Source organism: Streptomyces sp. NPDC012794 (assembly GCF_042901085.1).
Lineage (GTDB): Bacteria > Actinomycetota > Actinomycetes > Streptomycetales > Streptomycetaceae > Streptomyces.
The window spans coordinates 429,761-454,020 of the sequence record NZ_JBIBCI010000004.1; the positions used below are offsets into that span (position 1 = coordinate 429,761).

Annotated in this window: 19 protein-coding genes and 1 riboswitch; of the genes, 11 read left to right on the forward strand and 8 right to left on the reverse strand. The window is 72.9% G+C overall.

The window, feature by feature from the left end; translation table 11 throughout:
• The first annotated feature begins 192 nt into the window (after window positions 1-192).
• From ACFY7H_RS10580 to ACFY7H_RS10610, 7 genes are all read left to right on the forward strand, one after another.
• Window positions 193-1,296 (forward strand): MBL fold metallo-hydrolase, encoded by a 1,104-nt coding sequence (locus ACFY7H_RS10580; protein ID WP_388936038.1) that lies wholly within the window; start codon window positions 193-195, stop codon window positions 1,294-1,296.
• A gap of 103 nt (window positions 1,297-1,399) precedes the next feature.
• Window positions 1,400-1,478: riboswitch (cobalamin riboswitch) on the forward strand.
• Window positions 1,479-1,608: 130 nt separating this feature from the next.
• The gene (locus ACFY7H_RS10585; RefSeq protein WP_388936041.1) at window positions 1,609-2,853 is read left to right on the forward strand and encodes a prenyltransferase/squalene oxidase repeat-containing protein; all 1,245 of its coding nucleotides are present in this window, start codon (window positions 1,609-1,611) and stop codon (window positions 2,851-2,853) included.
• Window positions 2,850-3,557: an SCO2322 family protein gene (locus tag ACFY7H_RS10590; protein WP_388936043.1), complete on the forward strand. Its 708-nt coding sequence runs from the start codon at window positions 2,850-2,852 to the stop codon at window positions 3,555-3,557. The genes ACFY7H_RS10585 and ACFY7H_RS10590 overlap by 4 nt, the downstream gene beginning before the upstream one ends.
• On the forward strand, window positions 3,554-4,762 hold the full coding sequence (locus ACFY7H_RS10595) for an energy-coupling factor transporter transmembrane protein EcfT (RefSeq protein ID WP_388936046.1): 1,209 nt from the start codon (window positions 3,554-3,556) through the stop codon (window positions 4,760-4,762). The genes ACFY7H_RS10590 and ACFY7H_RS10595 overlap by 4 nt, the downstream gene beginning before the upstream one ends.
• Window positions 4,759-6,618, forward strand: coding sequence for an ABC transporter ATP-binding protein (locus tag ACFY7H_RS10600; protein WP_388936049.1), 1,860 nt, complete (start codon window positions 4,759-4,761; stop codon window positions 6,616-6,618). The genes ACFY7H_RS10595 and ACFY7H_RS10600 overlap by 4 nt, the downstream gene beginning before the upstream one ends.
• Window positions 6,615-7,505: an ECF transporter S component gene (locus ACFY7H_RS10605; protein ID WP_388936051.1), complete on the forward strand. Its 891-nt coding sequence runs from the start codon at window positions 6,615-6,617 to the stop codon at window positions 7,503-7,505. Before ACFY7H_RS10600 ends, ACFY7H_RS10605 begins: the two co-directional genes overlap by 4 nt.
• Window positions 7,506-7,767: 262 nt before the next feature.
• Window positions 7,768-8,211: a transglycosylase SLT domain-containing protein gene (locus ACFY7H_RS10610; protein ID WP_388936054.1), complete on the forward strand. Its 444-nt coding sequence runs from the start codon at window positions 7,768-7,770 to the stop codon at window positions 8,209-8,211.
• Between the two features lie 108 nt (window positions 8,212-8,319).
• Here the strand turns inward: ACFY7H_RS10610 and ACFY7H_RS10615 are convergent, their stop codons facing one another.
• The 5 genes from ACFY7H_RS10615 to ACFY7H_RS10635 form a co-directional block, all read right to left on the reverse strand.
• Complete coding sequence (locus ACFY7H_RS10615; RefSeq protein ID WP_388936057.1) at window positions 8,320-8,469, reverse strand: hypothetical protein; 150 nt, start codon at window positions 8,467-8,469, stop codon at window positions 8,320-8,322.
• A 292-nt stretch (window positions 8,470-8,761) separates the two neighbouring features.
• A complete protein-coding gene (locus ACFY7H_RS10620) occupies window positions 8,762-9,328 on the reverse strand; it encodes an exonuclease (RefSeq protein ID WP_388936060.1) in 567 nt (188 codons plus the stop codon).
• Between the two features lie 42 nt (window positions 9,329-9,370).
• The gene (locus ACFY7H_RS10625) at window positions 9,371-9,691 is read right to left on the reverse strand and encodes a hypothetical protein (protein WP_388936062.1); all 321 of its coding nucleotides are present in this window, start codon (window positions 9,689-9,691) and stop codon (window positions 9,371-9,373) included.
• The gene (locus ACFY7H_RS10630) at window positions 9,684-11,441 is read right to left on the reverse strand and encodes a hypothetical protein (protein WP_388936065.1); all 1,758 of its coding nucleotides are present in this window, start codon (window positions 11,439-11,441) and stop codon (window positions 9,684-9,686) included. The genes ACFY7H_RS10625 and ACFY7H_RS10630 overlap by 8 nt, the downstream gene beginning before the upstream one ends.
• Window positions 11,438-14,242: a helicase HerA domain-containing protein gene (locus tag ACFY7H_RS10635; protein ID WP_388936068.1), complete on the reverse strand. Its 2,805-nt coding sequence runs from the start codon at window positions 14,240-14,242 to the stop codon at window positions 11,438-11,440. The genes ACFY7H_RS10630 and ACFY7H_RS10635 overlap by 4 nt, the downstream gene beginning before the upstream one ends.
• A gap of 381 nt (window positions 14,243-14,623) precedes the next feature.
• Between ACFY7H_RS10635 and ACFY7H_RS10640 the strand changes: the two genes are divergently transcribed.
• Together ACFY7H_RS10640 and ACFY7H_RS10645 are read left to right on the forward strand one after the other, a co-directional pair.
• The gene (locus ACFY7H_RS10640) at window positions 14,624-16,150 is read left to right on the forward strand and encodes a M48 family metalloprotease (RefSeq protein ID WP_388936072.1); all 1,527 of its coding nucleotides are present in this window, start codon (window positions 14,624-14,626) and stop codon (window positions 16,148-16,150) included.
• Window positions 16,147-18,027, forward strand: coding sequence for a hypothetical protein (locus ACFY7H_RS10645; protein WP_388936075.1), 1,881 nt, complete (start codon window positions 16,147-16,149; stop codon window positions 18,025-18,027). The genes ACFY7H_RS10640 and ACFY7H_RS10645 overlap by 4 nt, the downstream gene beginning before the upstream one ends.
• 93 nt (window positions 18,028-18,120) lie before the next feature.
• On the opposite strand, the gene ACFY7H_RS10650 is transcribed toward ACFY7H_RS10645, so the two are convergent.
• Window positions 18,121-19,290 carry a steroid 3-ketoacyl-CoA thiolase gene (locus ACFY7H_RS10650; RefSeq protein ID WP_388936078.1) on the reverse strand — a complete coding sequence of 390 codons (1,170 nt, stop codon included), beginning with the start codon at window positions 19,288-19,290 and terminating at the stop codon, window positions 18,121-18,123.
• A 267-nt stretch (window positions 19,291-19,557) separates the two neighbouring features.
• Between ACFY7H_RS10650 and ACFY7H_RS10655 the strand changes: the two genes are divergently transcribed.
• Window positions 19,558-20,802, forward strand: a complete 1,245-nt coding sequence (locus tag ACFY7H_RS10655) for a cytochrome P450 (RefSeq protein ID WP_388936082.1) — start codon at window positions 19,558-19,560, stop codon at window positions 20,800-20,802.
• Window positions 20,803-21,122: 320 nt separating this feature from the next.
• Here ACFY7H_RS10655 and ACFY7H_RS10660 read toward each other — a convergent pair whose 3' ends face one another.
• A complete protein-coding gene (locus ACFY7H_RS10660; RefSeq protein WP_388936085.1) occupies window positions 21,123-23,168 on the reverse strand; it encodes a phosphatase PAP2 family protein in 2,046 nt (681 codons plus the stop codon).
• Between the two features lie 117 nt (window positions 23,169-23,285).
• Here ACFY7H_RS10660 and ACFY7H_RS10665 point away from each other — a divergent pair, with 117 nt between their 5' ends.
• Window positions 23,286-23,621: an antibiotic biosynthesis monooxygenase family protein gene (locus ACFY7H_RS10665; protein WP_388936087.1), complete on the forward strand. Its 336-nt coding sequence runs from the start codon at window positions 23,286-23,288 to the stop codon at window positions 23,619-23,621.
• A gap of 179 nt (window positions 23,622-23,800) precedes the next feature.
• On the opposite strand, the gene ACFY7H_RS10670 is transcribed toward ACFY7H_RS10665, so the two are convergent.
• Window positions 23,801-24,196: a nuclear transport factor 2 family protein gene (locus ACFY7H_RS10670; protein WP_388936090.1), complete on the reverse strand. Its 396-nt coding sequence runs from the start codon at window positions 24,194-24,196 to the stop codon at window positions 23,801-23,803.
• Window positions 24,197-24,260 lie beyond the last annotated feature (64 nt).

The following is a 24,260-nucleotide window of genomic DNA, read 5'->3' on the forward strand; positions in this document are numbered from 1 at the left end:
GAACTGATACCAGTTCTACTTCAAGGAGTCCACGGTCGGGGCGCGGTCGGCGACACGGACGTCAACTGCTCGACGCGATCTCACTGCTGGCCAGAAAGCCCCACAGATGGTCGACTTGGGCTACTACTGCAACACGTTCTCGCTTATCTCACCCCACCCCAGCCCTCGCCCAGAGCCCCAGGGAGAGCCCCCATGACGGAAACCACTCCCCAACCCATCCCCCGACCAACCCCCGAAACCCCTCCCCACCCCCACCCCACCCCCCACATCACCGACCACGGCGGTGGCGTCCGGGCCATCAAGGTGCCCATCCCCGACAACCCCCTCGGCCACACCCTCGTGCACGTCCTCGACACCGACCGCGGGCCCGTCCTGATCGACACCGGCTGGGACGACCCCGCCTCCTGGGACACCCTCACCGCCGGGCTCGCCGCGCTCGGTACCGCCGTCGCCGATGTCCACGGCGTCGTCATCACCCACCACCACCCCGACCACCACGGCCTGTCCGGCCGGGTGCGGGAGGCCTCCGGGGCGTGGATCGCCATGCACGCCGCCGATGCCGAGGTCGTCGTACGGACCCGTTCCGCCGAGCCCGCCGTCTGGTTCGACTACATGAGCGAGAAGCTGGCAGCCGCCGGGGCCCCCGAGGAGCACATCGCTCCACTCCGCGCGGCCCGGGAGGGCGGGCGCGTCCGTACCCTCCCCGGGCTGAGCGCCGCCGTGCCCGACCGGGAGATCGTGCCCGGGGAGCTGCTGCCCCTCCCCGGGCGCCGGCTGCGCGCGGTCTGGACCCCGGGGCACACCCCCGGCCACGTCTGCCTGCACCTGGAGGAGGCCCACCCGGCCGGCCTCCCCGGGAACGGCCGGCTCTTCTCCGGTGACCACCTGCTGCCCGGGATCTCCCCGCACATCGGCCTGTACGAGGCCCCGGGCGACACCCGTGTCACCGATCCCCTCGGCGACTACCTCGACTCCCTCGAACGCGTCGGCCGCCTGGCTCCCTCCGAGGTGCTCCCGGCCCACCAGTACGCCTTCACCGACGCTCCCGCCCGCGTACGGGAGCTGCTGGAGCACCACGAGGACCGGCTGGCCGGGCTGTGGCGGCTGCTGGCCGAGCCCCTGACCCCCTGGGGACTCGCGGAGCGGATGGAGTGGAACCGGCCCTGGGAGCAGATCCCGTACGGCTCGCGGAACATCGCCGTCTCGGAAGCGGAGGCGCATCTGCGGCGGCTGGTGAAGCAGGGCCGGGCGGAGGCGGTCCCGGGCACGGATCCCGTGGCGTACCGGGCGCTGTAGACCGCCGCGCCGCCGGCCGGGGGCCGCCGGCGGAGGGCCCGAGCCACCGGGGCGGTGAGTTACGGGCCGGTAGAGTAGGGCCGTCGTCCACACTTCCGTACGGGGGGAAGCCGGTGCGAATCCGGCGCTGACCCGCAACCGTGACCCGGCCCGCAGTACGCGGGACGGCAGCCGGAATGCCCCGTACCGGAGGTGCGCGGCTCGTGCCGCCGGGTCCTCCGGCGGCCGGCACCGTCGAGGTAAACGGAGCCGGAGCCCGGTGCCTGCGCGTGCCTGTCTCCCGCCCCCCGTACGAGAGGCACCCTCCCCGCCATGAACGTCCGCCGCAGCGCCGCCGCGCTCGTCGCATCCGCCGTGCTCTGCGTGGGCGCCGCTCCCGCCGCCCTCGCCGACACGCCGCCGCCCTCCCCCGCCGCTTCCCCGGCCCTGCCGGCCGGCCTGTTCGGCAAGGCGGACCCGACGTACGACGGGGTGTGGCGGCAGTCCCTGGCCCTGCTCGCCCAGCGGACGGCCGGTGTGAAGCCCGCCGCGCAGGCGGTGGAGTTCCTCGTCTCCCAGCAGTGCCCGAGCGGTGGTTTCGCCTCCTTCCGTGCGGCCGCGCCGTGCGACGACAAGACGATGTACGACACCAACGCGACCGCGGTCGCCGTGCAGGCCCTGAAGGCCCTCGGCGGCAAGGACGCCGAGGTCAAGAAGGCCACGGACTGGCTGAAGTCCGTACAGAACGAGGACGGCGGCTGGGCCTACGTCCCGGGCTCCCCCAGCGAGGGCAGCTCCACCTCCCTGGTGATCAGCGCGCTGGCCGTGGCGGGCGAGAAGCCGGCCGAGGTGAAGTCGAAGGCGGGTAAGTCGGCGTACGACGGGCTGCTCTCCTTCCAGCTGGGCTGTTCCGCCGAGCCTGCCTCGGACCGGGGTGCCTTCGGGTACCAGCCGGCCGACGGCAAGCTCGCCGCGAACGCCGACGCCACCGCCGCGGCCACGCTGGCGGGCCTCGGCAAGGGCATGGTCGTCGACCCGGCCGCCACGGACACCCCGGCCGCCGCGCCGGCCTGCCCGGCCGGCTCCGCCGACCCGGCGGGCGCGGCCCGGGGCGCGGCCGGCTACCTGGCCGAGGCCCTGAAGAAGGACGGCCACCTGACGGCCGTCACCCCGGGCGCCGACCAGCCGACCGCCGACACCGGCAACACCGCCGACGCGGTGATCGCCCTGGCCGCGGCCGGACACCGGCAGGCGGCGGCGGGCGCCCTGGAGTGGCTCCAGAAGAACTCCACCGCCTGGGCCAACCGCAACCCGGCGGCGCTGGCCACCCTGGTCCTGACCGCCCACGCGACGGGTACCGACCCGAAGGCCTTCGGCGGCGTCGACCTGGTGGCGGCACTGAACGCCACCGGTCCGGCCCCGGAAGCCGTCGCCGGCACCGAACCGCAGACGGTGGAGGGCGAGGACAAGCCCGGCTCCGGCAACGGGAACGTCTGGTGGATCGTCGGCGCGGGCGCCGCGGCCGGCATGGGCATCGGCATCCTGCTGAGCGGCCGCCGCAAGAAGAACCAGCCGTGATCCGCGGCCGTACGCGTACGCGGGGGACACGGGCCGGCGCGGTCGCCGGAGCCCTCGGCCTCCTCGGGGTACTGGGTCTGGCGCTGACCCTGTTCGCGGCCGCCCCCGCCCTGGCGGCGAGCTACCGCTACTGGTCGTTCTGGGACGGCGCGGACGGCCGCTGGACGTACGCCACCCAGGGCCCCTCGACGGCCCGTCCCGTGGACGGCGCCACGCTCGGCTTCCGCTTCTCGGTCAGCAAGGACGCCGCCGCCGAGGCGGCCCAGCCGCGCGCCGGCGCCGATTTCCAGGCCGTCTGCGGCGGTACCGCCCCGGTGGACGGCAGGAAGCGCGTGGCGCTGGTCATCGACTTCGGCGTGCCCGGGGACGCCCCGGACGGCGAGGGCGTGCCGCAGGACACCCCGCGCACCGCCTGCGCACAGCTGGCGCCCGGTGCCACGGCGGCCGAGGCCCTGGCGGAGGTGGCGAAGCCGCTGCGCTACAACGGCGCGGCCCTGCTCTGCGGGATCTCCGGCTACCCGAGGACGGGCTGCGGCGAGCCGCTCCCCGACGCGGAGCCGAAGCCTTCGGCCTCCGCCCCGGCATCGTCGGCCTCCTCGGACGGCGGCTCCTCCACCCCCTCGGCGGGCCTGTTCCTGGGCATCGCGGCGCTGCTCGCCCTGGGCTCCGCCACCGTCTGGCAGTCCCGCCGCCGCAGGCGATGACGGAGCGCCCCACCCACGGCGGGGCGCGTGCCGGCGCACCCCCGGCCCGGCGGGGTGCGGCCGGGCGGGCCGGCCCCCCGCACGGGCCCGCGTACGAAAAGGAACGGCGCTGGCGGGCCCCCGAGGCACGGCGCGGGAACGCCCTGCACGCGGGGGCCTGGTGGCTGTGGGCCCTCGGGCTCGCGACCGCCGCCTCCCGGACCACCAATCCGCTGCTGCTCGGGCTGATCGTCGGGGTCGCCGGGTACGTGGTCGCGGCGCGCCGGACGCAAGCGCCGTGGGCGCGGTCCTACGGCGCCTTCCTCAGGCTCGGCCTCTTCGTCATCGGGCTCCGGCTGGTCTTCTCCGTGCTGCTGGGCTCCCCGATTCCGGGCTCGCACACCCTCTTCACCCTGCCCGGGATCGCGCTGCCCGACTGGGCGCAGGGCATCAGGTTCGGTGGCCGGGTCACCGCCGAGCAGCTGGTCTTCGCCTTCTACGACGGCGCGAAGCTGGCCACCCTGCTGATCTGCGTCGGTGCCGCCAACGCGCTCGCCAACCCGGCCCGGCTGCTCAAGTCGCTGCCGGCCGCGCTGTACGAGGCGGGGGTGGCGGTGGTCGTCGCCATGACCTTCGCGCCGAACATGGTCGCCGACGTGGCCCGGCTGCGGACCGCCCGCCGGCTGCGCGGGCGCCCCGCCGGCGGGGTGAAGGCGGTCCTGCAGATCGGGCTGCCGGTGCTGGAGGGGGCGCTGGAGCGCTCGGTGGCGGTCGCCGCGTCGATGGACGCGCGCGGGTACGGGCGTACCGCGCGGGTGGCGCCGGCCGTGCGGTACACCACCAACGCCCTCACCCTCGGCGGACTGCTCGGCATGTGCGCCGGTACGTACGGGCTGCTCGCGGCGGAGGGCGCCGCGTTCGGGCTGCCCGTGCTCGGCATCGGCCTCGTGCTGGCCCTCGCGGGGCTGCGGCTCGGCGGGCGGCGCAGCGTCCGCACCCGTTACCGGCCCGACCGGTGGGGGGTGCGGGCCTGGCTGGTCGCCGGCTCCGGGGCGGCCGTCGCGGCGCTGCTGATCCACGCGGGCTCGCTGGACCCGGAGGGGCTGCGGCCGGGCGTGGTCCCGCTGGTCGCGCCCGCCCTGCCGCTGTGGCCGGCGGCGGCGGTCCTGATCGGTCTGCTCCCGGCCTTCGTGGCCCCCGTACCTCCCGAGGAGTCTTCCCGTTGATCCGCTTCGAGCAGGTGTCGGTGACGTACGACGGCGCCGCGCACCCCTCCCTCCGGGACGCGGACTTCACCCTCCCGGAGGGTGAGCTGACGCTGCTGGTCGGCCCGTCGGGGGTCGGCAAGTCGACCCTGCTGGGGGCGGTGTCGGGGCTGGTCCCGCACTTCACCGGCGGGACGCTGCGCGGGCGGGTGACGGTGGCGGGCCGGGACACCCGTACGCACATGCCGCGCGAGCTGGCGGACGTGGTGGGCACGGTGGGGCAGGATCCGCTCGCCCACTTCGTGACGGACGTGGTGGAGGACGAGCTGGCGTACGGGATGGAGTCCCTGGGGCTGCGGCCGTCGGTGATGCGCCGCCGGGTGGAGGAGACGCTCGATCTGCTCGGCCTGAACGAACTGCGCGACCGTCCGATCGCCTCCCTGTCGGGCGGGCAGCAGCAGCGGGTGGCGATCGGTTCCGTCCTCACGACGCACCCGCGCGTACTGGTGCTGGACGAGCCCACGTCGGCGCTCGACCCGGCAGCGGCCGAGGAGGTCCTCGCGGTGCTCCAGCGGCTGGTGCACGACCTGGGCACGACGGTGCTGATGGCGGAGCACCGCCTGGAGCGGGTGGTCCAGTACGCCGACCGCGTCCTCCTCCTCCCGTCCCCCGGCGCCGCCCCGGTCCTGGGCTCCCCGGCGGAGATCATGGCCGTCTCCCCGGTCCACCCCCCGGTGGTCTCCCTGGGCCGCCTGGCGGGCTGGAGCCCGCTCCCCCTCTCCGTCCGCGACGCCCGCCGGCGTGCGGCTCCGCTCAGGGCCCGCCTGTCGTCCGTGACCGCACCCGCGGCGGGGGAGCTGCCGCAGCCGTCCGCGTTCTCGGGCCCGGCCGCGTTCTCGTCCCCGGGCCCGTCCCGGACCCCGGGCGGCCCGGTGGCCGTCGCCGCGCCCCCGGGCGGGGGGCCCGCCGCGCCCGCCGGTGCCTCCGGAAGCGCCGCCGGCGTACGCAGCACGGCCGGACCGTGCGACGCGGCCGCCCCCGGCCTCCTCAGCCGGCTGGCCCGGCTCGGGCGCCGCGCCCCGGCCGCCGACGCCCCGGCCGGGCCGGGTGACACCACCGCCGCCGCCATCGCCACGGGTCTCGGCGTCCGCCGCGGCCGCGCCGAGGTGCTCCACGACGTCACCCTCCGGGTGGCTCCCGGCGAGACCGTCGCCCTCATGGGCCGCAACGGCGCCGGCAAGTCCACCCTCCTCGCCGCCCTCACCGGCACCCTCGCCCCCTCCGCCGGCCAGGTGACCGTCGGCGGCCTCACCCCGCACCGCACCCCGCCGCCGGAGATGGTCCGCCGCGTCGGCCTGGTCCCGCAGGAGCCCCGCGACCTCCTCTACGCCGACACCGTCGCCGCCGAGTGCGCCGCGGCCGACGCCGACGCCGGGGCCGCGCCCGGGAGCTGCCGCGCCCTGGTCACCGCCCTGCTGCCCGGCGTACCGGACGACACCCATCCCCGGGACCTGTCCGAAGGCCAGCGGCTGACGCTGGCGCTGGCACTGGTGCTGACCGGCCGGCCGGCCCTGCTGCTGCTGGACGAGCCGACCCGCGGCCTGGACTACGCCGCCAAGGCCCGTCTGGTGGAGACGCTGCGCGGCCTCGCCGCCGAGGGCCACGCCATCGTCCTCGCGACGCACGACGTGGAGCTGGCCGCCGAGCTGGCCCACCGGGTGGTGATCCTGGCGGGCGGAGAGGTCGTCGCGGACGGCCCGACGGCCGAGGTCGTGGTGTCCTCCCCGGCCTTCGCCCCGCAGGTGGCCAAGATCCTGGCCCCGGGACACTGGCTCACCGTGCCCCAGGTCGCCGCCGCCCTCGGGGACTCCCGATGACCCGCGCCCGTCCCACCCGTCCCGTCCGCGTCGGCCCCCGCGCCGCCGCGGCCCTGCTCCTGGTCACCCTCATCGGCGTCGCCGCCTTCGGCTGGCCCCTGCTCGCCGACCGCCAGTCCGGACTCGCGCACTCCCAGGACGCCCCGTGGCTCTTCGCCGCGCTGCTCCCCCTCCTGGTGGCCGTCGTCATCGCGACCCTCGCCGACGGCGGAATGGACTCCAAGGCCGTCGCGATGCTCGGGGTGCTCGCCGCCGTGGGGGCGGCGCTGCGGCCGCTGGGGGCGGGCACGGCCGGGCTGGAGCCCATGTTCTTCCTGATGGTGCTCAGCGGCCGGGTCCTCGGGCCGGGCTTCGGCTTCGTCCTCGGCTCCGTCACGATGTTCGCGTCCGCCCTGCTGACGGGCGGGGTGGGGCCGTGGATGCCGTTCCAGATGCTGGCGCTGGGCTGGTTCTCGCTGGGCGCCGGGCTGCTGCCCGGGCCGGGGAGGATCCGGGGGCGGGCCGAGCTCGCGATGCTCGCCGCGTACGGGTTCCTGGGTTCCTTCGCGTACGGCACGGTCATGAACCTCCAGGGCTGGGTGATCCTGCAGGGCATGGGCCAGGGCATCTCCTTCCACCCCGGCGATCCGGTGCCGCAGAACCTGGCGCGCTTCGTCGCGTACTGCCTGGCGACTTCGGTGGGCTGGGACCTGGGGCGGGCGGCGCTGACGGTCGTCCTGACGCTCACGCTCGGGGGGACGCTGCTGAAGGCGTTGCGCCGGGCGACGAGGAAAGCGGCGTTCGACGCGCCCGTTACCTTCGGATCCGGGCCCGGAAGTGACCCGGGACACGCATCACAAAGGCCCCGGACGGATACGGGGGGTGAGGTTCGGGGGGTGGGGCGGTGAGGCGCCCCACAGGAGGCAGATCACATTCGGCCCGGAATAGTAGCCCCGGCGGGGCGGCGGCCGGCGGTGTCCGGCTTGGGCGGGCGGGGTGTGGCGGGGCGGGTGCTCCGGACGGGGTCTGCGGGGGTGGGTAGTAGGTGGGGGGCGTTGCCAGGCGGGGTGGGGGCTGGCTAACTGGTGTTGTCGCCGAGGCGGCCGGGGCGCTTGGCCCCCCGCCGGTCGAATCCCTCTCCTGTGTGAGTGGCTCACGTGTGCCTTCGGCATGCGGCGACCGTCCTTGTTCCCTTCGGAAGGTTTCTCCGTGTCCCACGCCGTCATCCGCCGCATCGCCGCTTCGAAGAAGTCCCTCGCCGGTACTGTCCTCGCTCTGGGTGTCGCGGGTTCCATGCTCGCCGCCGTTCCCGCGCAGGCCGCTCCGACGGGTGCGAAGGCGATCGCCCAGCAGATGATCAAGGACCCGGCGCAGTTCGCGGCCTTCGACAAGATCGTCAGCCATGAGAGCGGCTGGAACCACACCGCGACGAACGCTTCCTCCGGTGCTTACGGTCTGGTGCAGGCGCTGCCCGCGTCGAAGATGTCCTCGGCGGGCTCGGACTGGAAGACCAACCCGGCCACCCAGATCAAGTGGGGCCTGGACTACATGAACGAGCGGTACGGCAGCCCGGTCGGCGCCTGGAACTTCTGGCAGGCCAACCACTGGTACTAAACCGACAACACAAACACGAAGACGCCCGCCCGGGACTCCCCGGCCGGGCGTCTTCGCGTCGTCACTCCCGTCCTCGCCAGCCTCCGGCCCCTCCCGCAACGCGAGCCCTCAGCCGACCAGCCGCAACCGCACCGACCAGCAAGCGGTCCCGGCATCGCTGATCTCGGCCACCGTCCACGTGCCGCCGGGCAGAGCGCTCGCGGCACCTGGCGACAGGATCCGGCCTTCCCCCCGACCGTCCGGCAGCGTGATGGACACCTTCGCCAAGGCAGGCTGCCGCCCCTGGCCGGGACCGCAGACACACCTCCGAACGAGCCGAAGGGCAAGCGGGTCACCTGTCCACGACGGACGGTGAACTCGCGAGGAATTTCCGACAGCCGCTCCCGCCCGCCACCCGGCGGTACGGGCTGTTGCTCGCTCCCTACGAACAGGTAGTCGTAGAGATCGCGCAGGTACGCTGACGTGCTGGCGCAGCTCGACGTTCACACGCGGACCTCCTGATCCTTGTCGTCCGCCGATGCCCAGTCGGCCCGGCAGAGCCGCATGGACCCTAAGCACCGTGCCAGCGCATCAGGTTCTGGAACAGCTCACCCTGCTCGATGGCGTCATCCAGGGCGTTGTGCGTGTGGGGGCGGGTCGACAGCAGATGGCTCGGCATCGACCGCTTCGCCGCCTCACCGACCGGCACGGCGGCCTTGGCCGCATACAGCGTCTTGAGGTCCAGGCAGCGAGAATGCCCGAACGGCGAGCCTTGCGCGGCGAACTGGACGAAGTACCAGTACATCCACATCCAGTCATAACCCAGCGGGTACGCCACGAACACCGGGGAGGCACCCAACTCCTCGGACATGGCTGCCAGCCAGTCCGCGGCGGCGTTCATGGCCTGCGCCGGATCCTGACCCTCACGCACCAGCAGGTCGCGGTCCAGGCCTCCAACCGCCAGGGCCTCCGGGTCGTAAACATCGTTGATCGGCTTCAGCTCGGCGTAGAACGTGCGCTCGGCCGGATCGACAGCCCGGAACCCGGACCCGTCACGGATGCCCGCGACCGCCAGACCGAAGCTCGACATCGAGAACGGCCCGGGCACCGGGCCGTCGGCCTCCACGTCGGCGGACACGTAGAACTCTGCTCCTGGCATGCTTCTCACCCTTCCTGGGCCTCAGGAGGAAACCTGGGCGGTAACAGTCAGCCCAGCCCGCGCCGCGGCGTCCAGGATCACCTGCCGGAGCGCCTCCGTCTCCTCGGCCGGCAGTGGATCACGCGCGTAGTCGAGCGAGACCATCCAGTCGTCATGCGCGTAGCGCCACAAAGACACCTTGACCCTGCCCTGCTCGGCAGTGCGCAGCTCCCGCCGTCCGAACTCCTCATCCCAGTCGTCATCGAGACGACCACGCGGGGTGAGTCCCACCTCGCGCCGGAAGCTGGAGAGCCGATCCGCGTCGAGCTCGCCCTTCATTCGGATCTGCAGCTGGTCATGCATCTACATCGCCTCCAGGACGGTTGATGATCCAATCGGTTTCACGGAAATGCGTCGAGATCCCCGTGCCCACACCGGTCCTGTCCGGCGGACCGTCCGAAGTGAACAGGGCAGGAGCCACTTCGCGACCGGTCTCCTGCTCCCAGTGATCTTTCCACTCGTCGAGTGCGGGGAACGCCTTCTCGACCGTCTTCTTATCCACAAAGTCATACTTCGGGTGGATCACGTCGGGCTTGCGTGTATCGGGATCCGAGGCCTCCCAGGCATCCCGCGCCTTGCCGACCATGTCGCTGGACGAGATCTGGACGTCATAGTCACTGGGCGGCTCGGCCTCACCGTTGCCGTCTTCGACCCCCAGCAGGTGCTTGGCGTCGAAAGGTATCCGGGCGGGGCGTTCGGACTCCGGCCGGTCACCCATCCACTCCACCAGCTTGTTCTGTGCCTCGGGCTGGTCGGCGAGATCACTCTCTGTCGGGAAGTCTTTGTGCGATCCGGAGAAGAACTGCGCCGACGAGCCCTGCAGCCGGATGTCCACCTGATCCGGATCGATTCCGTCCGCCGCGAGGGCGTCGTTCAGGGTGCTCTTGAATTCCTTGAACTGTTCCGGGCTCATCCCCAGCGGTGCCTCGAACCGCTGCCATGCTTCGACCTGCTTCTCGTCCAGACCGAGGAACTGCAAGTCCTCGTCCCGTATCTCGTATCCGGTGTCGTCACACGGCCAGCCACGCACCCGGTCGCCGGATTCGAGTTCCTCGACGGGCACGCGTCCGGCCTCGTCGATCAGCCCGTTGGCAAGCGCCTCCTGCTTCCGGGCATCCAAGGGGTCCACAGGACCATCAGCAGCGTCGGAGGGCTCCGGTTCTTCGCACGCCTCGAGCTCCTGCGGGGTCGCCGACTCGACCTCATCATTGGACGAAGTCTGGCGCGGCAGCTCGGGCGCCTTGCTGGGCGCCTCGGTCTGCTTCTCGGTACCAAGTGATGCTGTGTACAGGACCGAGTACGGGACGGAGTCGCGGTAGGGCTTGAGTTCCAGCTCCAACTCGGGAAGTTCGTCGTCCGGGTCTTCTGGAGACTCAGGAGCGCGGGCGTCCTCGGCGGACGCCTCGGATGCCTCGGGATCGGTCGGCTCAGGGGACTCGGGAGACTCCTCCTCTGTGGAGTCGCGCGGCTCCGTCGGCTCCTCGGGGGCTTCTGCGTCGCCCTGTTCCTCCGTGGTGTCCTGGTCGATGGGGTCGTCAGGCTCTTCCTCTGCCTCGGTTCCTTCCCCGTTCTCCAGTGGCTCCGGCGGCTTCCGGCCCTCTGGCTCGTCCGGGTCCGCCACTTGCTCGGGCTCGTCCGGGTTCTCAGGCTCGCCGAGCTGGTCCGAGTCCGCTGGCTGCTCCTGGGCGGTCGGTTCCGTGGGCTGGTCCGGGTCCGCCAGCTGCTCGGGCTCGGCCGGGTCGGCTTCGTCGGCCTCTGTCTCGGGGTCACCTTCGGAGGCGGTCGAGGCCTCCGGGGCCGCCGGTTCGGTGGGGTCCCCCGGCTCGGCCGGGTCGCCTTCCTCCGTCGGCTCCGCATCCGCGTCCCCTGCCTCGTCCGGGGCTTCCGGTTCCTCGGGATCGGAGGCGTCCCCCTTCGTCCCGGTGTCGGGGGTCTCACCGCCCTTGGGCTCTGGGGCCTCCTTCGGTTCCCCGATTGGTTCCGCCTGCTCCAGCGGCGGAGGCGGTGTCGGGGTGTCGGGCCTGGTGGTGTCCGTCGTGTCGAGCTCGCTCATTCCTTGTCCCCCATGGACGGTTCGGCCGGAGCCCGCTTGCGCGGTCTGCGTGTGAAGACGGTGAGGGCGCGGGCGAAGCGCTGGGACCAGTCGTCCGACGGGTCCGCGCAGCCGACGATCTGCTCCAGTACGGACGGGGTGTGGCGGCCGTGGTAGTACTGGCGCGTCTTCGTTCCCTTGCGGGCCTTCCACTGCGGTTCGGCGACCGGGCAGGGGTCCTCGCCGTCGAGTTGGGCGCGCATCGTCTCCGCGACGTGCCCGGCCAGGGCCTCCGGGGCCTGCGGGGCGCCCACGCGGCTGTGGACGGCGCGGTCGACGGCCTGGCCGATGGCGCACTCCACCAGGCGCCGGTCCGACGTCCAGTACGGGGCCAGGTCGCGGCGCATCGCCTCCCCCGGCAGGGGGGTGACCCAGCCCAGCAGGTGGGAGGCCACGGCCATCTCGGCCCAGAGGGTGACGCGCAGCTCGTCCTGTTCGGTCAGGCGTTGCGCCGTGCGCAGCTGGCGGAGCGTGCAGGGGGCCGCCGCACAGTCCGCGCCGCAGGCCCGGCTGCGGGCCGTGACCATCGGGGCCGGGGAGGCCGGCCGGATGGCGGACGCGTCCTCGCGCGCGGTGCCGTCCTCCATGCGGACCAGCAGGGGGTAGTCCATCCCGTCGGTGAAGACCGCCGCCTCGCCCGGCTTGAGGGTGACCAGGTACTCCGACTGGGCCTCGGTGATGTTCATCGTGGCGCCGACGGCCTCGCGGTCGTCCTGGGCCGGGAGGCGGTGGACGACCTTGGCGGCGGTGTTCTTGATGACGTCGGGGACGAGTTTGCTCGGAATCTGGTCGGCGATCACCAATCCCTCCCCGTACGCGCGGATTTCGGCCAGGAGTCCCGCGAACATCTCGACGGCGTGGGCGCTCGCCCCGCCTTCCTCCGAACGCCGAAGGAGTCGGTGGGCCTCCTCGAAGACGGTGATGTGGCGCAGGGGAAAGGCGATCCGGCGGGTGGTGCGCTGTTCCATCCGGAGGTATTCGATGAGGCGGATGAGGATGGTCCCCATCAGGAACGCCTTGTCCTTGTCGTCTCCGACGTCCTCGATCTCGAAAACGACGTTCCGCTGGAGGAGCTGGCCGAAATCGATGGGGTGGCCACCCTCGAGGAACCGGCCGGTGGTGCCGAGGCGGAGGCTGGCGAGCCTGATCTTGATGAAGCCCTGGACGTTGTCGGTGATCTCCTTGCCGTAGCCGATCTCCGCGACGATCCGCAGCGCCGTGTGCTCCAGGTCCTCCAGCGTCGGGTAGCGCGGCTCGGTCCCGGCGGAGCGGGGTTCGCCGAGGGTGAGGTCCCAGCCCAGGTCCTCGTAGCAGCGGGTCAGGGCGGCGCTCAGGACCTGTGGGAACGGTTCCTGCGGGTCGAAGGAGGCAAGGAAGAGGGCCCGGACCATGTCCAGGTGGGTCTGGAGGGGGAAGCGTTCCCCGTCGGCGAAGACGGAGGGCTCCAGGGGGTTGAGGCCCGCCGGGAGGGCGTCGCGGTCTCCGGGCTTGATCACGATGACCTCGTGTTCGTCGCCCAGCCGCGCGGACATGAACCGGTACTCCGCCTTGGCCGGCTCGACGACCAGCCACGGCAGCCGCTCCCGCGTCGCCGCTTCGAGCAGACCGCGTACCGTCTGGGACTTGCCGCCGCCCGTGGCCCCGCACACGAAGGTGTGCCGGTTGAGCGTCGAGCGCGGCAGGTCCAGGGAGCCCACCGGGCCACGGTTGCGGTCCAGGATCGTGCCGAGCCGGATGGGGCCCGCGGCGCCCGGCTGGAGCGAGGGGGCCCGGTTCTCGGGGGTGACGTCGAACTCGGGGCGCAGGGCGAAGCGGACGCCGGGTATCTCCTGGGCCGGGGGGCGGGCCAGGGCCGCGAGCAGTTCCGAGCTGCCGACGAAGGGGTAGCCCGCGTTCTGGGCCGGGTCCGTCTCCAGTCCGGCTGTGACGACGGTGGGGAAGTCGCCGGCCCATCCGGTGGGCCGGAGCGCGTACGGGAGTCCTTCGAGGTCCGCCGACGCGCAGACCAGGGCCGCCACTCTCTGGGCCTCGTCGGGGGTGCGGCCGCCGGCCAGGAGGCGTATGCGCCACAGCCCGGTGGCCGAAGCCTTGGCCAGCTCCTTGTGCCGGCGCTCCAGCCGGCCGGCTTCCAGGGCGTACTCGGGCGAGCCGGCCGCCTTGGACTGTGCCCGGCGCTGCCGGTCCGCTGCATCACCGGTCAGCTCGTCGAGCTCCCGCGGCGGCACCGGGTCGGCCAGCAGCAGCCAGGCGAAGGCCTCCTGCCAGACGCCGAGCAGGCAGTCCTCGAGCGTGGGGCGCAGGCCTGACGCTCCCGGCTGCCGGGGTTCGTCGTCGACGAGCAGTCCGTCCGCGACTCCGGCGATGGCGGTCCAGTGCGGGAACTGTGCCAGGGAGCCGACGACGGCCCCCGGGGCGTGCCGCCGCGCCCGTGCCCCGGCTGGGAGGCGGAGCAGGGCCGTGCCCGGGTCGGAGGGGTCGTCGCCGCCGGCCAGCGCGGTACCGCCCAGGAACACGTCGAGGGGGTGGGTGGCCGACGGGCGCGACCAGCCGAGGAGAAGGCCGCCCCGGCCGGGGTCGGAGGGGCAGCGGGAGTGGAAGGCGGAGACCAGCGCGGCGAAGCGGTGGGCGCGCAGTTCGTCGTCGGGGCCGGCCGGCCGGTTGGCGTCGGGGCGTTGCCGGGGGACCTCGGTCAGGGCGTACGTGGGCAGTGCGAGGAGGCGGTGCCATGCCTCGCCCGCGGTTTCGCGCAGCGTGGTCGACACAGCCCCGCCTTCAATCGATCGAACTCGTCGCCAGCATCGTAGAGTCACTCGAAGTCAGCTCCAACCCCCGGCAGTCGGGAGGGGCGTTGACCGGAAGTGAATTGGACCTCGGGGCATGCGTGATGCAGCATGACCCGACTACAGGTCGATGAATGATTCTCCGCTTCGGCGGGTCCGGTAGCGGGTCGGATCACCGACTGTCCCATGTGGCACCTACCGGAGGCATTTGGTCAACTGTCTTCATTTCAACGCCGTACGAAAGCACCGTGCACGGCGTCAGGTATCCACAGGGGGACTTCCGTGAACCAACCAGTCGATCCCAGACAGCCTCATCTCCCCCCGGATAAAAGTGAATTCACCGCCCCGAGCGCACCGCAGCCGGTGCCGCCCCAGCCGTACGGGCAGCAGCCCCCGGGCCCCCGGCAGCAGACGGCCCCGCCGGCCGACCCCCGCTTCCCGCAGCAGGGCCACCCGTACCCGGGCACCCCGCCGGTCCCGCCGCAGGCGACGCCTCCCGCCCCGCCGGCGGCAGTCACCGGCAGCTTCCACCTCGCGCCACCGGCCCAGGCGGCCGCCCCGGGCCACCCCGCCGCCCCGCCGCCGCAGCCGTACGCGACCCCGGGCCGGCCCTACGCGCCGACCCCGTCGCCGGCGCTGCCGCAGCCACCCCAGCAGCCACAGGCCCCGCAGCAGCCCCAGCAGCAGCCACCGCAGTACGCGCCCGGCGCCTTCGCTACGCCGCCTCCCGCCCCGGGCTTCCAGGCTCCGGGCAACCCCCCGGCCCCGGTGACGCCGCCCCCGGCCACGCCGCCCACGCTCGCGAAGCCGGAGCCCGGGCAGGCCCCGCCGATGCCCGCCGGGGCTCCCGTACCCGCGTACCAGCACGCCCCCGCCTACGACCCGGCGCAGCCGACCGCCGCATACGACCCCGCGCAGGTCGCGGCGTACGACCCCGCGCAGCCGGCCCCGTACGACCCGGGCGCGCCGCCGCCCATACGTCGTGGGGCGGACGCCTCGTCCATCACCACGCTGCTGCTCCACCTCCCCTTGTTCCTGGGCAGCTTCGTGGTCATCTGGCTGCTCTCCCAGCTGCTTCCGCCCGGGCTGGACATCGTCTTCGTCATCGCCTGGCTCGCGTCTGGCGCACTGATGTTCCACCGTCCCACCGAGCGGGCTCTCGCCCGTCTGATGTTCAAGGTCCGCGAACCCACGGCAGCCGAAATGGCCCGGCTCCGTCCGATTTGGCACGAGGTCACCGGGCACGCGGGCATCGACGGCTCGCGCTATGACCTGTGGGTCGAGGACAGCAACGAGATCAACGCTTTCGCCGCCGCAGGCCACATCGTCAGTGTGACGCGCCGGTCACTGAACGAACTCCCGGAGGAGAGGCTCGCAGCTGTCCTCGCGCACGAGCTGGGGCACCACGTCGGCGGTCACGCCTGGGCGGGTCTGATCGGTATCTGGTACGCCTTCCCGGCCCGGTTCGTGATGGGCATCGTGAAGTTCATCATGCGGGGGATCCTCTTCGTGGTGGCCGAGGGCACGTCCTGCTTCGCGGGGATCCTCGCCCTGATCATGCTCGCTCTCGCCGTCACCTTCGCCGTCACCTTCCCCCCGGCGCTGGCCCTGCTCGCCATCCCGTTCCTCCTCGCCTGGGCGGGGCGTCGCGGTGAGCTGCGCGCCGACCGGTTCGCCGGGGAGATCGGGTACGGACCCCAACTGCACGCTGCGTTCACCGGCCTGCAGAACGATACGAACGGCGGTGCCGACGACGGTCGCCTCCAGCAGGGCCTGCTGACCCGGCTGATGGCCACGCACCCGCCGGTACACCAGCGCATTCGCGCGCTGGATCCGTTCGTCGCCGCAGCGGACGGACCCGCCGCACCGACCGGAGGCCTGCCGTCATGAGCGTGCAGAACACCGAGGCTCAGGCGGCCACCCGCTGTCTGCGCCTGTTCGAGCCCGGCCAGCGGCTCGGCTGGACCTACCGCGACCCCGAATCGCTGCGCAGCCTCTTCTCCGAGCCCGAGCCCCAGCGGCCACCCGCACCCGTGGCGTACCAGAACCGGGCGCAGGCCGCGCGGCTGAGGCACGAGGACCGCAAGAGTTCCACGGTCAAGATCGGTGGCGGGATATCGCTGCTGCTCCTGGTCCTGACGACGGTCGGCGGCGCCCTCATGGTGGTACTGGCCGTGATCGCGGCGGCGGCGACCGCGGCCCTGGTCGTCCACGCCGGGCAGGCGGCCGCGAAGGCCGGGGCGCAGTTGGAGGCCAAGAGCGCGGAGCTGGAGCAGCACTTCCAGTATGCCTGGCACTCCTGGCAGCAGCGGGCCCTCCAGCACACCGCGGCCCAGGACCAGTGGATCAACGGCCTCGACGCGTGGGGCGCGCTCCCCGCAGGGCCGGACATGCGGCGGCTGGACATCTTCGGGGGCAGCCAGCGCAGCCGTGAGGGGTTCCTGACCGTCTTCGGCACGTCGACCCTCCAGCAGCGGCCGCTGATCGTGGTCGACCTGACGCAGGCCCTCGTCTGCGAGGAGCTGTGCGCCGTCGCCGGGCTCGCCGGTGTCGCCGTCGACGTGCAGCTGCTGCCGAGCCGGATGGCCGAGAGCGGCATCGTGACCGGTCTCACCGCGCAGGAGCTGGTCGACACCCTCGTGGAGGCGGTGTACGCGGAAGAGGCTGAGGGCAACCGGGCCGGGCGGGCGCTGGACACGAGGATCCTCCAGCAGCTGTGCGCGGTCCTGGGGACGGAGGTCACCCCGGCGCGGCTGGGGGCGGGTCTGCGGGCCCTGATGGGCGAGCTCGACGACACCGAGGCCCTCACCCGGGCGGAGCGCAACCGCATCGCGGACGAGCTGCTGGGTGACAAGAACAAGGACCAGATGCGGGACAGCCTGCTGCGGCTCGCGTCCTTCCTCCATCCGCTGGAGCGGCTGGGCGCGGAGCGCTGCGGGCGCGGCCCGGGCTATCTCACCTGTATCGCGCTGGACTTCACCACCGGCTCCGCCAGTACCGAGCTGCTGGCCGACCTGGCGGTGCAGAGCGTGACCCGGCGCCTGGCGTCCTTCCCCGAGGCGGCGCCGTCGGTGGTGGTCGCGCTAGGCGAGCGGGGGCTCCAGCGGCGGTACCTGGAGCAGCTGGCCAGTGTCTGCGAGCGGCGCGGTGCGCAGCTCACCGTCCTGCACCCGCATCTGCGCGAGGGGGCACAGGAGGTGATCGGCGGTGGCACGGTCGGCTTCATGAAGCTGGGCAACCACCAGGAGGCCGGGGTCGCGGCGGACTTCCTGGGCCGCCACCACTCCTTCGTCCTGCACTCGCTGACGGACACCGAGGGGACGACGGTCAGCACCTCCGTGGCCAAGACGATCGGGTCCTCGGTGAGCGTGGGCACCACGTACAGCGAGTCGGTGACGCGGGGGTCGAACTGGGGGAGCTCCGACACCTACCAGGGCGGTTTCAACCCGTTCGCGACGAGCAGCACCAGCAGCTCCGGCGGCAGCTACAGCGAGACCATTGGTACGTCGACCAGCCGGACGTACTCGACCAACGAGTCCACGACGCACACGACCGGCGACAGCCAGAGCACCAGCCTCGCGCACGGCCGGCAGCGCGTCTACGAGTACGCGGTCGAGCCGACCCAGCTCCAGGCGCTCACCGAGTTCAGCCTGCTGCTCGTGGGGCGGAGGCCGGACGGGTCGGTGGCTGTCCACCCTGTGGACTGCAACCCGAACGTCGTCCTGCTCGACCGGGTGAGCACGCAGCCGCTGCCGTACACGGCGTAGCGGCGGCGGGCATACGAAGGCCCCGGTGGCCGGCCTCCCCAGGTCCGGCCGCCGGGGCCTTCGCATCCCATCCCACGGGTCCCGTGAGCGCCGTCAGAGGCGCTGGATGATCGTGCCGGTGGCCAGCGCGCCTCCCGCGCACATGGTGATCAGCGCGAATTCCTTGTCGCGCCGCTCCAGCTCGTGCAGCGCGGTGGTGATCAGCCGGGCGCCGGTGGCGCCGACGGGGTGGCCGAGGGCGATGCCGCCGCCGTTGACGTTGACCTTCTCCAGGTCCTGGCCGAAGACCTGGGCCCAGCTGAGGACGACGGAGGCGAAGGCCTCGTTGATCTCGACGAGGTCGATGTCCTTGAGGGACATCCCCGCCTTGCCCAGGACGGCCCGGGTCGCGTCGATCGGGCCGTCCAGGTGGAAGTGCGGGTCCGCGCCGACCAGCGCCTGGGCGACGATCCGGGCGCGCGGCTTGAGCTTCAGCGCGCGGGCCATCTTGCGCGACGCCCACATCACGGCGGCGGCGCCGTCGGATATCTGGGAGGAGTTCCCGGCGGTGTGCACGGCCGTCGGCATGACCGGCTTGAGCCGGGCCAGGCCCTCCATGCTGGTGTCGCGCAGACCCTCGTCCCGGTCGACCAGCCGCCACATGCCCTGACCGGCGGCCTGCTCCTCCTCCGTCGTCGGCACCTGGACGGCGAAGGTCTCCCGCTTGAAGCGCTCCTCTGCCCAGGCTGTGGCGGCCCGCTCCTGCGAGAGCACGCCGAGCCGGTCGACGTCCTCGCGGGTCAGGCCCCGGTGGCGGGCGATCCGCTCGGCGGCCTCGAACTGGTTCGGGAGGTCGACGTTCCACTCGTCCGGGAAGGGCTTGCCGGGCCCGTGCTTGGAACCGGAGCCCAGCGGGACCCGGCTCATGGCCTCGACCCCGCAGGCGATGCCGATGTCGATGACCCCGCCGGAGACCATGTTGGCGACCATGTGGTTGGCCTGCTGGGAGCTGCCGCACTGGCAGTCCACGGTGGTCGCGGCGGTCTCGTACGGCAGGCCCATGGCGAGCCAGGCGTTGCGGGCGGGGTTCATGGACTGCTCGCCGGCGTGGGTGACGGTGCCGCCGACGATCTGTTCGACGCAGTCGGGCTGGATTCCGGTACGGGCCAGGAGCTCGCGGTAGGTCTCGCCGAGCAGGTAGGCGGGATGGAGGTTGGCCAGGGATCCTCCGCGTTTCCCGATGGGGGTGCGTACGGCTTCGACGATGACGGGTTCCGCGGCCATGAGCTCGTCCTCTCCTGCACTCTCTGCACAGCGCCGGCGCGGCGGGCCCGTCCCGGCGACTGCCCCGCACGAACTAGTACGCGTTCTAGTTCTCCCCCGCAGTCTTATGACCTCGACCCCGGGCACGCAAGGGGCTTGCACCCGCCTTACACGGATTCCACACGCAACAGTCGCCGCGAGAGCCCTTGTGAGTTGTAGAACTCGTTACTACCTTCGAGCCAACTTCTGATGGGCCGTCAGACCTTCGTCAGACTTTGGAGTCGCCCGATGCCCTGTCCCGCGCTGCCCGAAGGCTTCGACGCCACCGATCCCGACATCCTCCAGGACCGGGTCCCCCTCCCGGAGTTCGCGCAGCTGCGGCAGACCGCGCCCGTGTGGTGGTGCGCGCAGCGGCGGGGCGTCACCGGGTTCGACGACGAGGGCTACTGGGCCGTCACCCGGCACGCGGACGTCAAGTACGTCTCCACGCACCCCGAGCTGTTCTCCTCCACCACCAATACCGCGATCATCCGCTTCAACGAGCACATCCAGCGCGAACAGATAGATGCCCAGCGCCTGATCATGCTGAACATGGATCCGCCGGAGCACACCCGCGTACGCCAGATCGTGCAGCGGGGATTCACCCCCCGCGCCATCCGGGGCCTGGAACGGGCCCTGCGCGACCGGGCCCGGAAGATCGTGGAGGAGGCGCGGGAGGCCTCGGCGGACGGCTCCTTCGACTTCGTCACGCAAGTGGCGTGCGAACTCCCGCTCCAGGCCATCGCCGAACTGATCGGCGTACCGCAGGAGGACCGCTCCCGGATCTTCGACTGGTCGAACAAGATGATCGCGTACGACGACCCGGAGTACGCGATCACCGAGGAAGTCGGCTCCAACGCGGCCGTGGAGCTCATCGGCTACGCGATGAACCTGGCCGCCGAGCGCAAGGAGTGCCCGGCCAAGGACATCGTCACGCAGCTGGTGGCGGCGGAGGGCGAGGGCAACCTGCGCTCCGACGAGTTCGGCCTCTTCGTCCTGCTGCTGGCGGTCGCGGGCAACGAGACCACGCGCAACGCCATCAGCCACGGCATGCACGCCTTCCTCACCCACCCCGAGCAGTGGGAGCTGTACAAGGCGGCCCGGCCGTCCACCGCCGCGGAGGAGATCGTGCGCTGGGCCACCCCCGTGGTGTCCTTCCAGCGCACCGCCACCCGGGACACCGAGCTGGGCGGCCAGAAGATCAAGGCCGGTGACCGGGTCGGCCTGTTCTACTCCTCCGCCAACCACGACCCCGAGGTCTTCGAGAACCCGGACGTCTTCGACGTCACCCGTGACCCCAACCCGCACCTCGGCTTCGGCGGCGGAGGCCCGCACTTCTGCCTCGGCAAGTCCCTGGCCATCCTGGAGATCGACCTGATCTTCAACGCCCTGGCCGACGCCCTGCCCGACCTCCGGCCAGCCTCGGACGGCCCGCGGCGGCTGCGGGCGGCCTGGCTCAACGGCATCAAGGAGCTGCGGGTCAGCGCGGGGTGACGGACCGCCGGGACCCCGCACTGACGCGGGCGGGCCCGTGAACCAGGACGGCAGGGGCCGTACCACCCACGCCCCGGCCCCTGCCGTCCGCCGGCCCGGTGACCCGCCCGAGTGGCGGCATCACGGGACCTGGCCGATCCTGACAGGACGCGGCGATCCACCGAAGGGGCGCCGGGGACGCCACGCCCCCGGCGCCCCTTCGGCCAATTCCGCCACCGGCGGGTGACTCCGGGGGAGACCCGGTGGTGACGGCCCCAGACGGGATCACGCGGCGGACGCCGCGTCCAGGCACCTCGGCCCGGCACCGGCCCTCGCCGCCGCTAGGCCCGGCCCGACGCCGCGGGGGCGCGTACCGGGTCCACGGCAGTCCGGCGCTGCACGGGAAGAGGCGCCTTCAGCCCGCGCGGCCCGGACAGCACGTGGACCAGCCCGAAGCCGGCGGCGACGACGGCCGCGCCGCCGACCGCGTCGAGCACCCAGTGGTTGGCGGTGGCGACGATCGCGCACACCGTGATCAGCGGGTGGAGGACGCCGAGCAGCTTCTGCCACCGCCGGCGGGCGAGGACCACGATCACGACCCCGCACCACAGGGACCAGCCGAAGTGCAGCGAGGGCATCGCGGCGTACTGGTTGGAGATCGCGGTCATCGCCCCGTACGACGGGTTCGCCAGGTCCTGCACCCCGTGCACGGTGTCGACGAAGCCGAGGCCGGGCATGAGGCGCGGCGGTGCGAGCGGGTACAGCCAGAAGCCCGCCAGCGCCAGGACGGTGGCCAGCCCGAGGGAGGCGCGCGCCCAGCGGTAGTCGCCGGGGCTGCGCCAGTACAGGACGGCGAGGATGCCAAGGGGGACCACGAAGTGGAAGGAGGTGTAGTAGAAGTTGAAGAAGGCCTCCGGCCAGCGCGTGTTCACCACGGCCTGGTTGACGGCGTACTCGATGTCGATGCCGAGCGCCCGCTCGATCCCGTGGATCCGGCCGGCGTTGTCCTCGGCGACGGAGCGGCTCGCGGGGGCGGCGGCGCGGATGTGCGAGTAGACCGAGTAGCCGACCCGTATCAGCAGGAGTTCCAGCAGCAGGTTGGGGCGCGAGGCGACCCGCCGCCAGAACGGCAGCAGCGGGACGCGGGACCAGCGCGCGTCGGCGGGCCGCCCGTAGACGGTGGGCACCGGCTCGCGCCAGTACGGGGAGGAGCGCGGCAGGAACGGCACGGCGCAGGCCGCCGCCAGGGCCGCGAGGAGCGGCACGTTGTCGCGTACGGGGGCGAGCGCGGCCAGGTTGGGCAGCAGCACGGCGCTCGGCAGGGTCATGGCCAGCACGACGGCGACGGGCCACACCCGACGGTCGGCCGCCCGCCTGCCCACCTTGCCGGCCACGGCAAGGAGGACCCAGAGCAGCTGGTGGCGCCAGCCGGCCGGGGAGACGACGACGGCGACGCAGCCGGTGACGGCGACGGCGAGCAGCAGCTGGCCGTCGTGGGCGTAGCGGACCGCACGGCGCAGGCCGAGCCAGGCGACGGCGGCGGCGAGGGCGAGGAAGAGCGCGACTTCGCCGGGGCCACTGAGGCCGAGGCGCAGGAGGGCGCCGTGCAGGGACTGGTTGGCGAGGCCGTCGGGGGCGCCGCCGAGGCCGGTGCCGGCGAGGTGCTCGACCCAGTACGTCCACGAGTCGCGCGGCAGCGAGGCCCAGGACAGGGCGGTGGCCCCGGCGAAGGTCACGGCGGCGGCCCTGGCGGCCGGGCGGCGGCCGATGAGCCACAGCAGCGGGACGAAGAGCAGCAGCGCCGGCTGGAGGGCGGCGGCGAGGCCGGCGAGGAAGCCGGCGGGCCGCCCCGCGGGGACCCGGAAGACGGCGAGGAGCACCAGCAGCACGGGCAGCACGGCGGTCCGCCCGGCCAGGGCGGCCTCGCGGACGGGGAGGGAGACCAGCAGCAGCGCGACCAGCACGGGCGCGGCCGGCAGCGCGGCGCGCCGGGGCACGGGGGCGGTAGCGGTAGCGGGGCCGGGGCTGGGGCTGGGGTCGGGGCCGGGGAGCGCCCGCGCGGCGACGAGGCCGGTCGCGGCGACGAGCAGCACGGTCACGCAGGTCCAGGCCACCTCCAGGGAGGGGGTGGCGAGGGCGGCCAGCGGCTTGAGCACGAGCCCGGCGAAGGGGGTCCCCGTGAACTGCCCGGCGTCGTAGAGCGAGCCGGGGAACTGGAAGCCACCGAGCCATTCTCCGGGTGGCACCCGCAGCACCGCGGCGGCCTGCCTGACGCCGAGTACGGCGGCGAGCGCCCACAGCAGGAGCCGCACCGCCCCCGGCCGGCCGCTACCGCCTATGACCCCGGCATGCCCGCCGGCACCGCCCCGCTCCGCCACGTCAGCCACGCCCCGCCGCCCTCCGCCCTGTCGACCGCCACTGTGACTTCGCCTGGCTGCCGCGCGTCGTGCCCCGTTTCATTACCTGGACGACGATATCCCGGCGGGATCCCTAGGATGGCGGCCATGAGCATCGTGAAGATCAACGCACTGACCGTCCCGGACGAGCAGCGGGAGCTGCTGGAGCAGCGGTTCGCCTCGCGGGCGGGCGCCGTGGAGGGTTCGGACGGGTTCGAATGGTTCGAGCTGCTGCGGCCGATCGAGGGCACGGACCAGTACCTCGTCTACACCCGGTGGCGGTCGGAGGAGGACTTCCAGGCGTGGATGGAGGGTCCGATGAAGGCCGCGCACCAGGGTGGGGGCGCGGGCGGGGCCGGCGGTGAGCGGCCGAAGCCGGCGGCTTCCGGGTCGCAGGTGTGGTCGTTCGAGGTCGTGCAGCAGGCGGCGCCGAAGAAGGCCTGACGGCCTCTCGGGGCGAGGGGTGTGGAGGGACCCGGGCGCGCGCGTCGGGGGCGTCGGGCCGGGGCCCCTCCGGCGCCCGGGGCCTGTCCGGTCCGGCTCGTTCGTGGCTGGGACCACCGGCCTCGGCCCGGCGCCTGACGTCCGACGCCCGACGCCTGACGTCCGGCGCTCCTGGTCGGTCAGCTCCAGAAGGCATCGCTCTCGTCGATGTCCTGGGTGCACTGGTCGATGTCGGTGATCTTGCCTCCGACGATGGTGAAGAAGAGCCCCTCGTGGATCTCGATGCCCCGGTCGCCGCGGTCGCCCTGGGCGAGGTGCACGGAGATCGCGTGGCCCCGGCCGTCCACCATGACGTTCTCCAGGCGGACCCGGAGGGTGCCGTTGGTCTCCTCCCCGAGGCGGCGGTAGAGCTCGAGGACGGCTTCCCGGCCCTTGTGGTGCCCGGAGAGCACGTTGTTGCCGGGCACGTGGTGGATGACGTCGGCCGTCATCAGCGTGCCCAGGGTCTCCATGTCGCCCTTGCCGAAGGCCTCGTAGCCGCGGCGGATCAGGGCACAGTCCGGATGCTCCGACATGACGGTTCAACCCTCCGATTGTGCGATTTACACCTTTCCTCATCATCAGCCCGTGCCTGTGGAT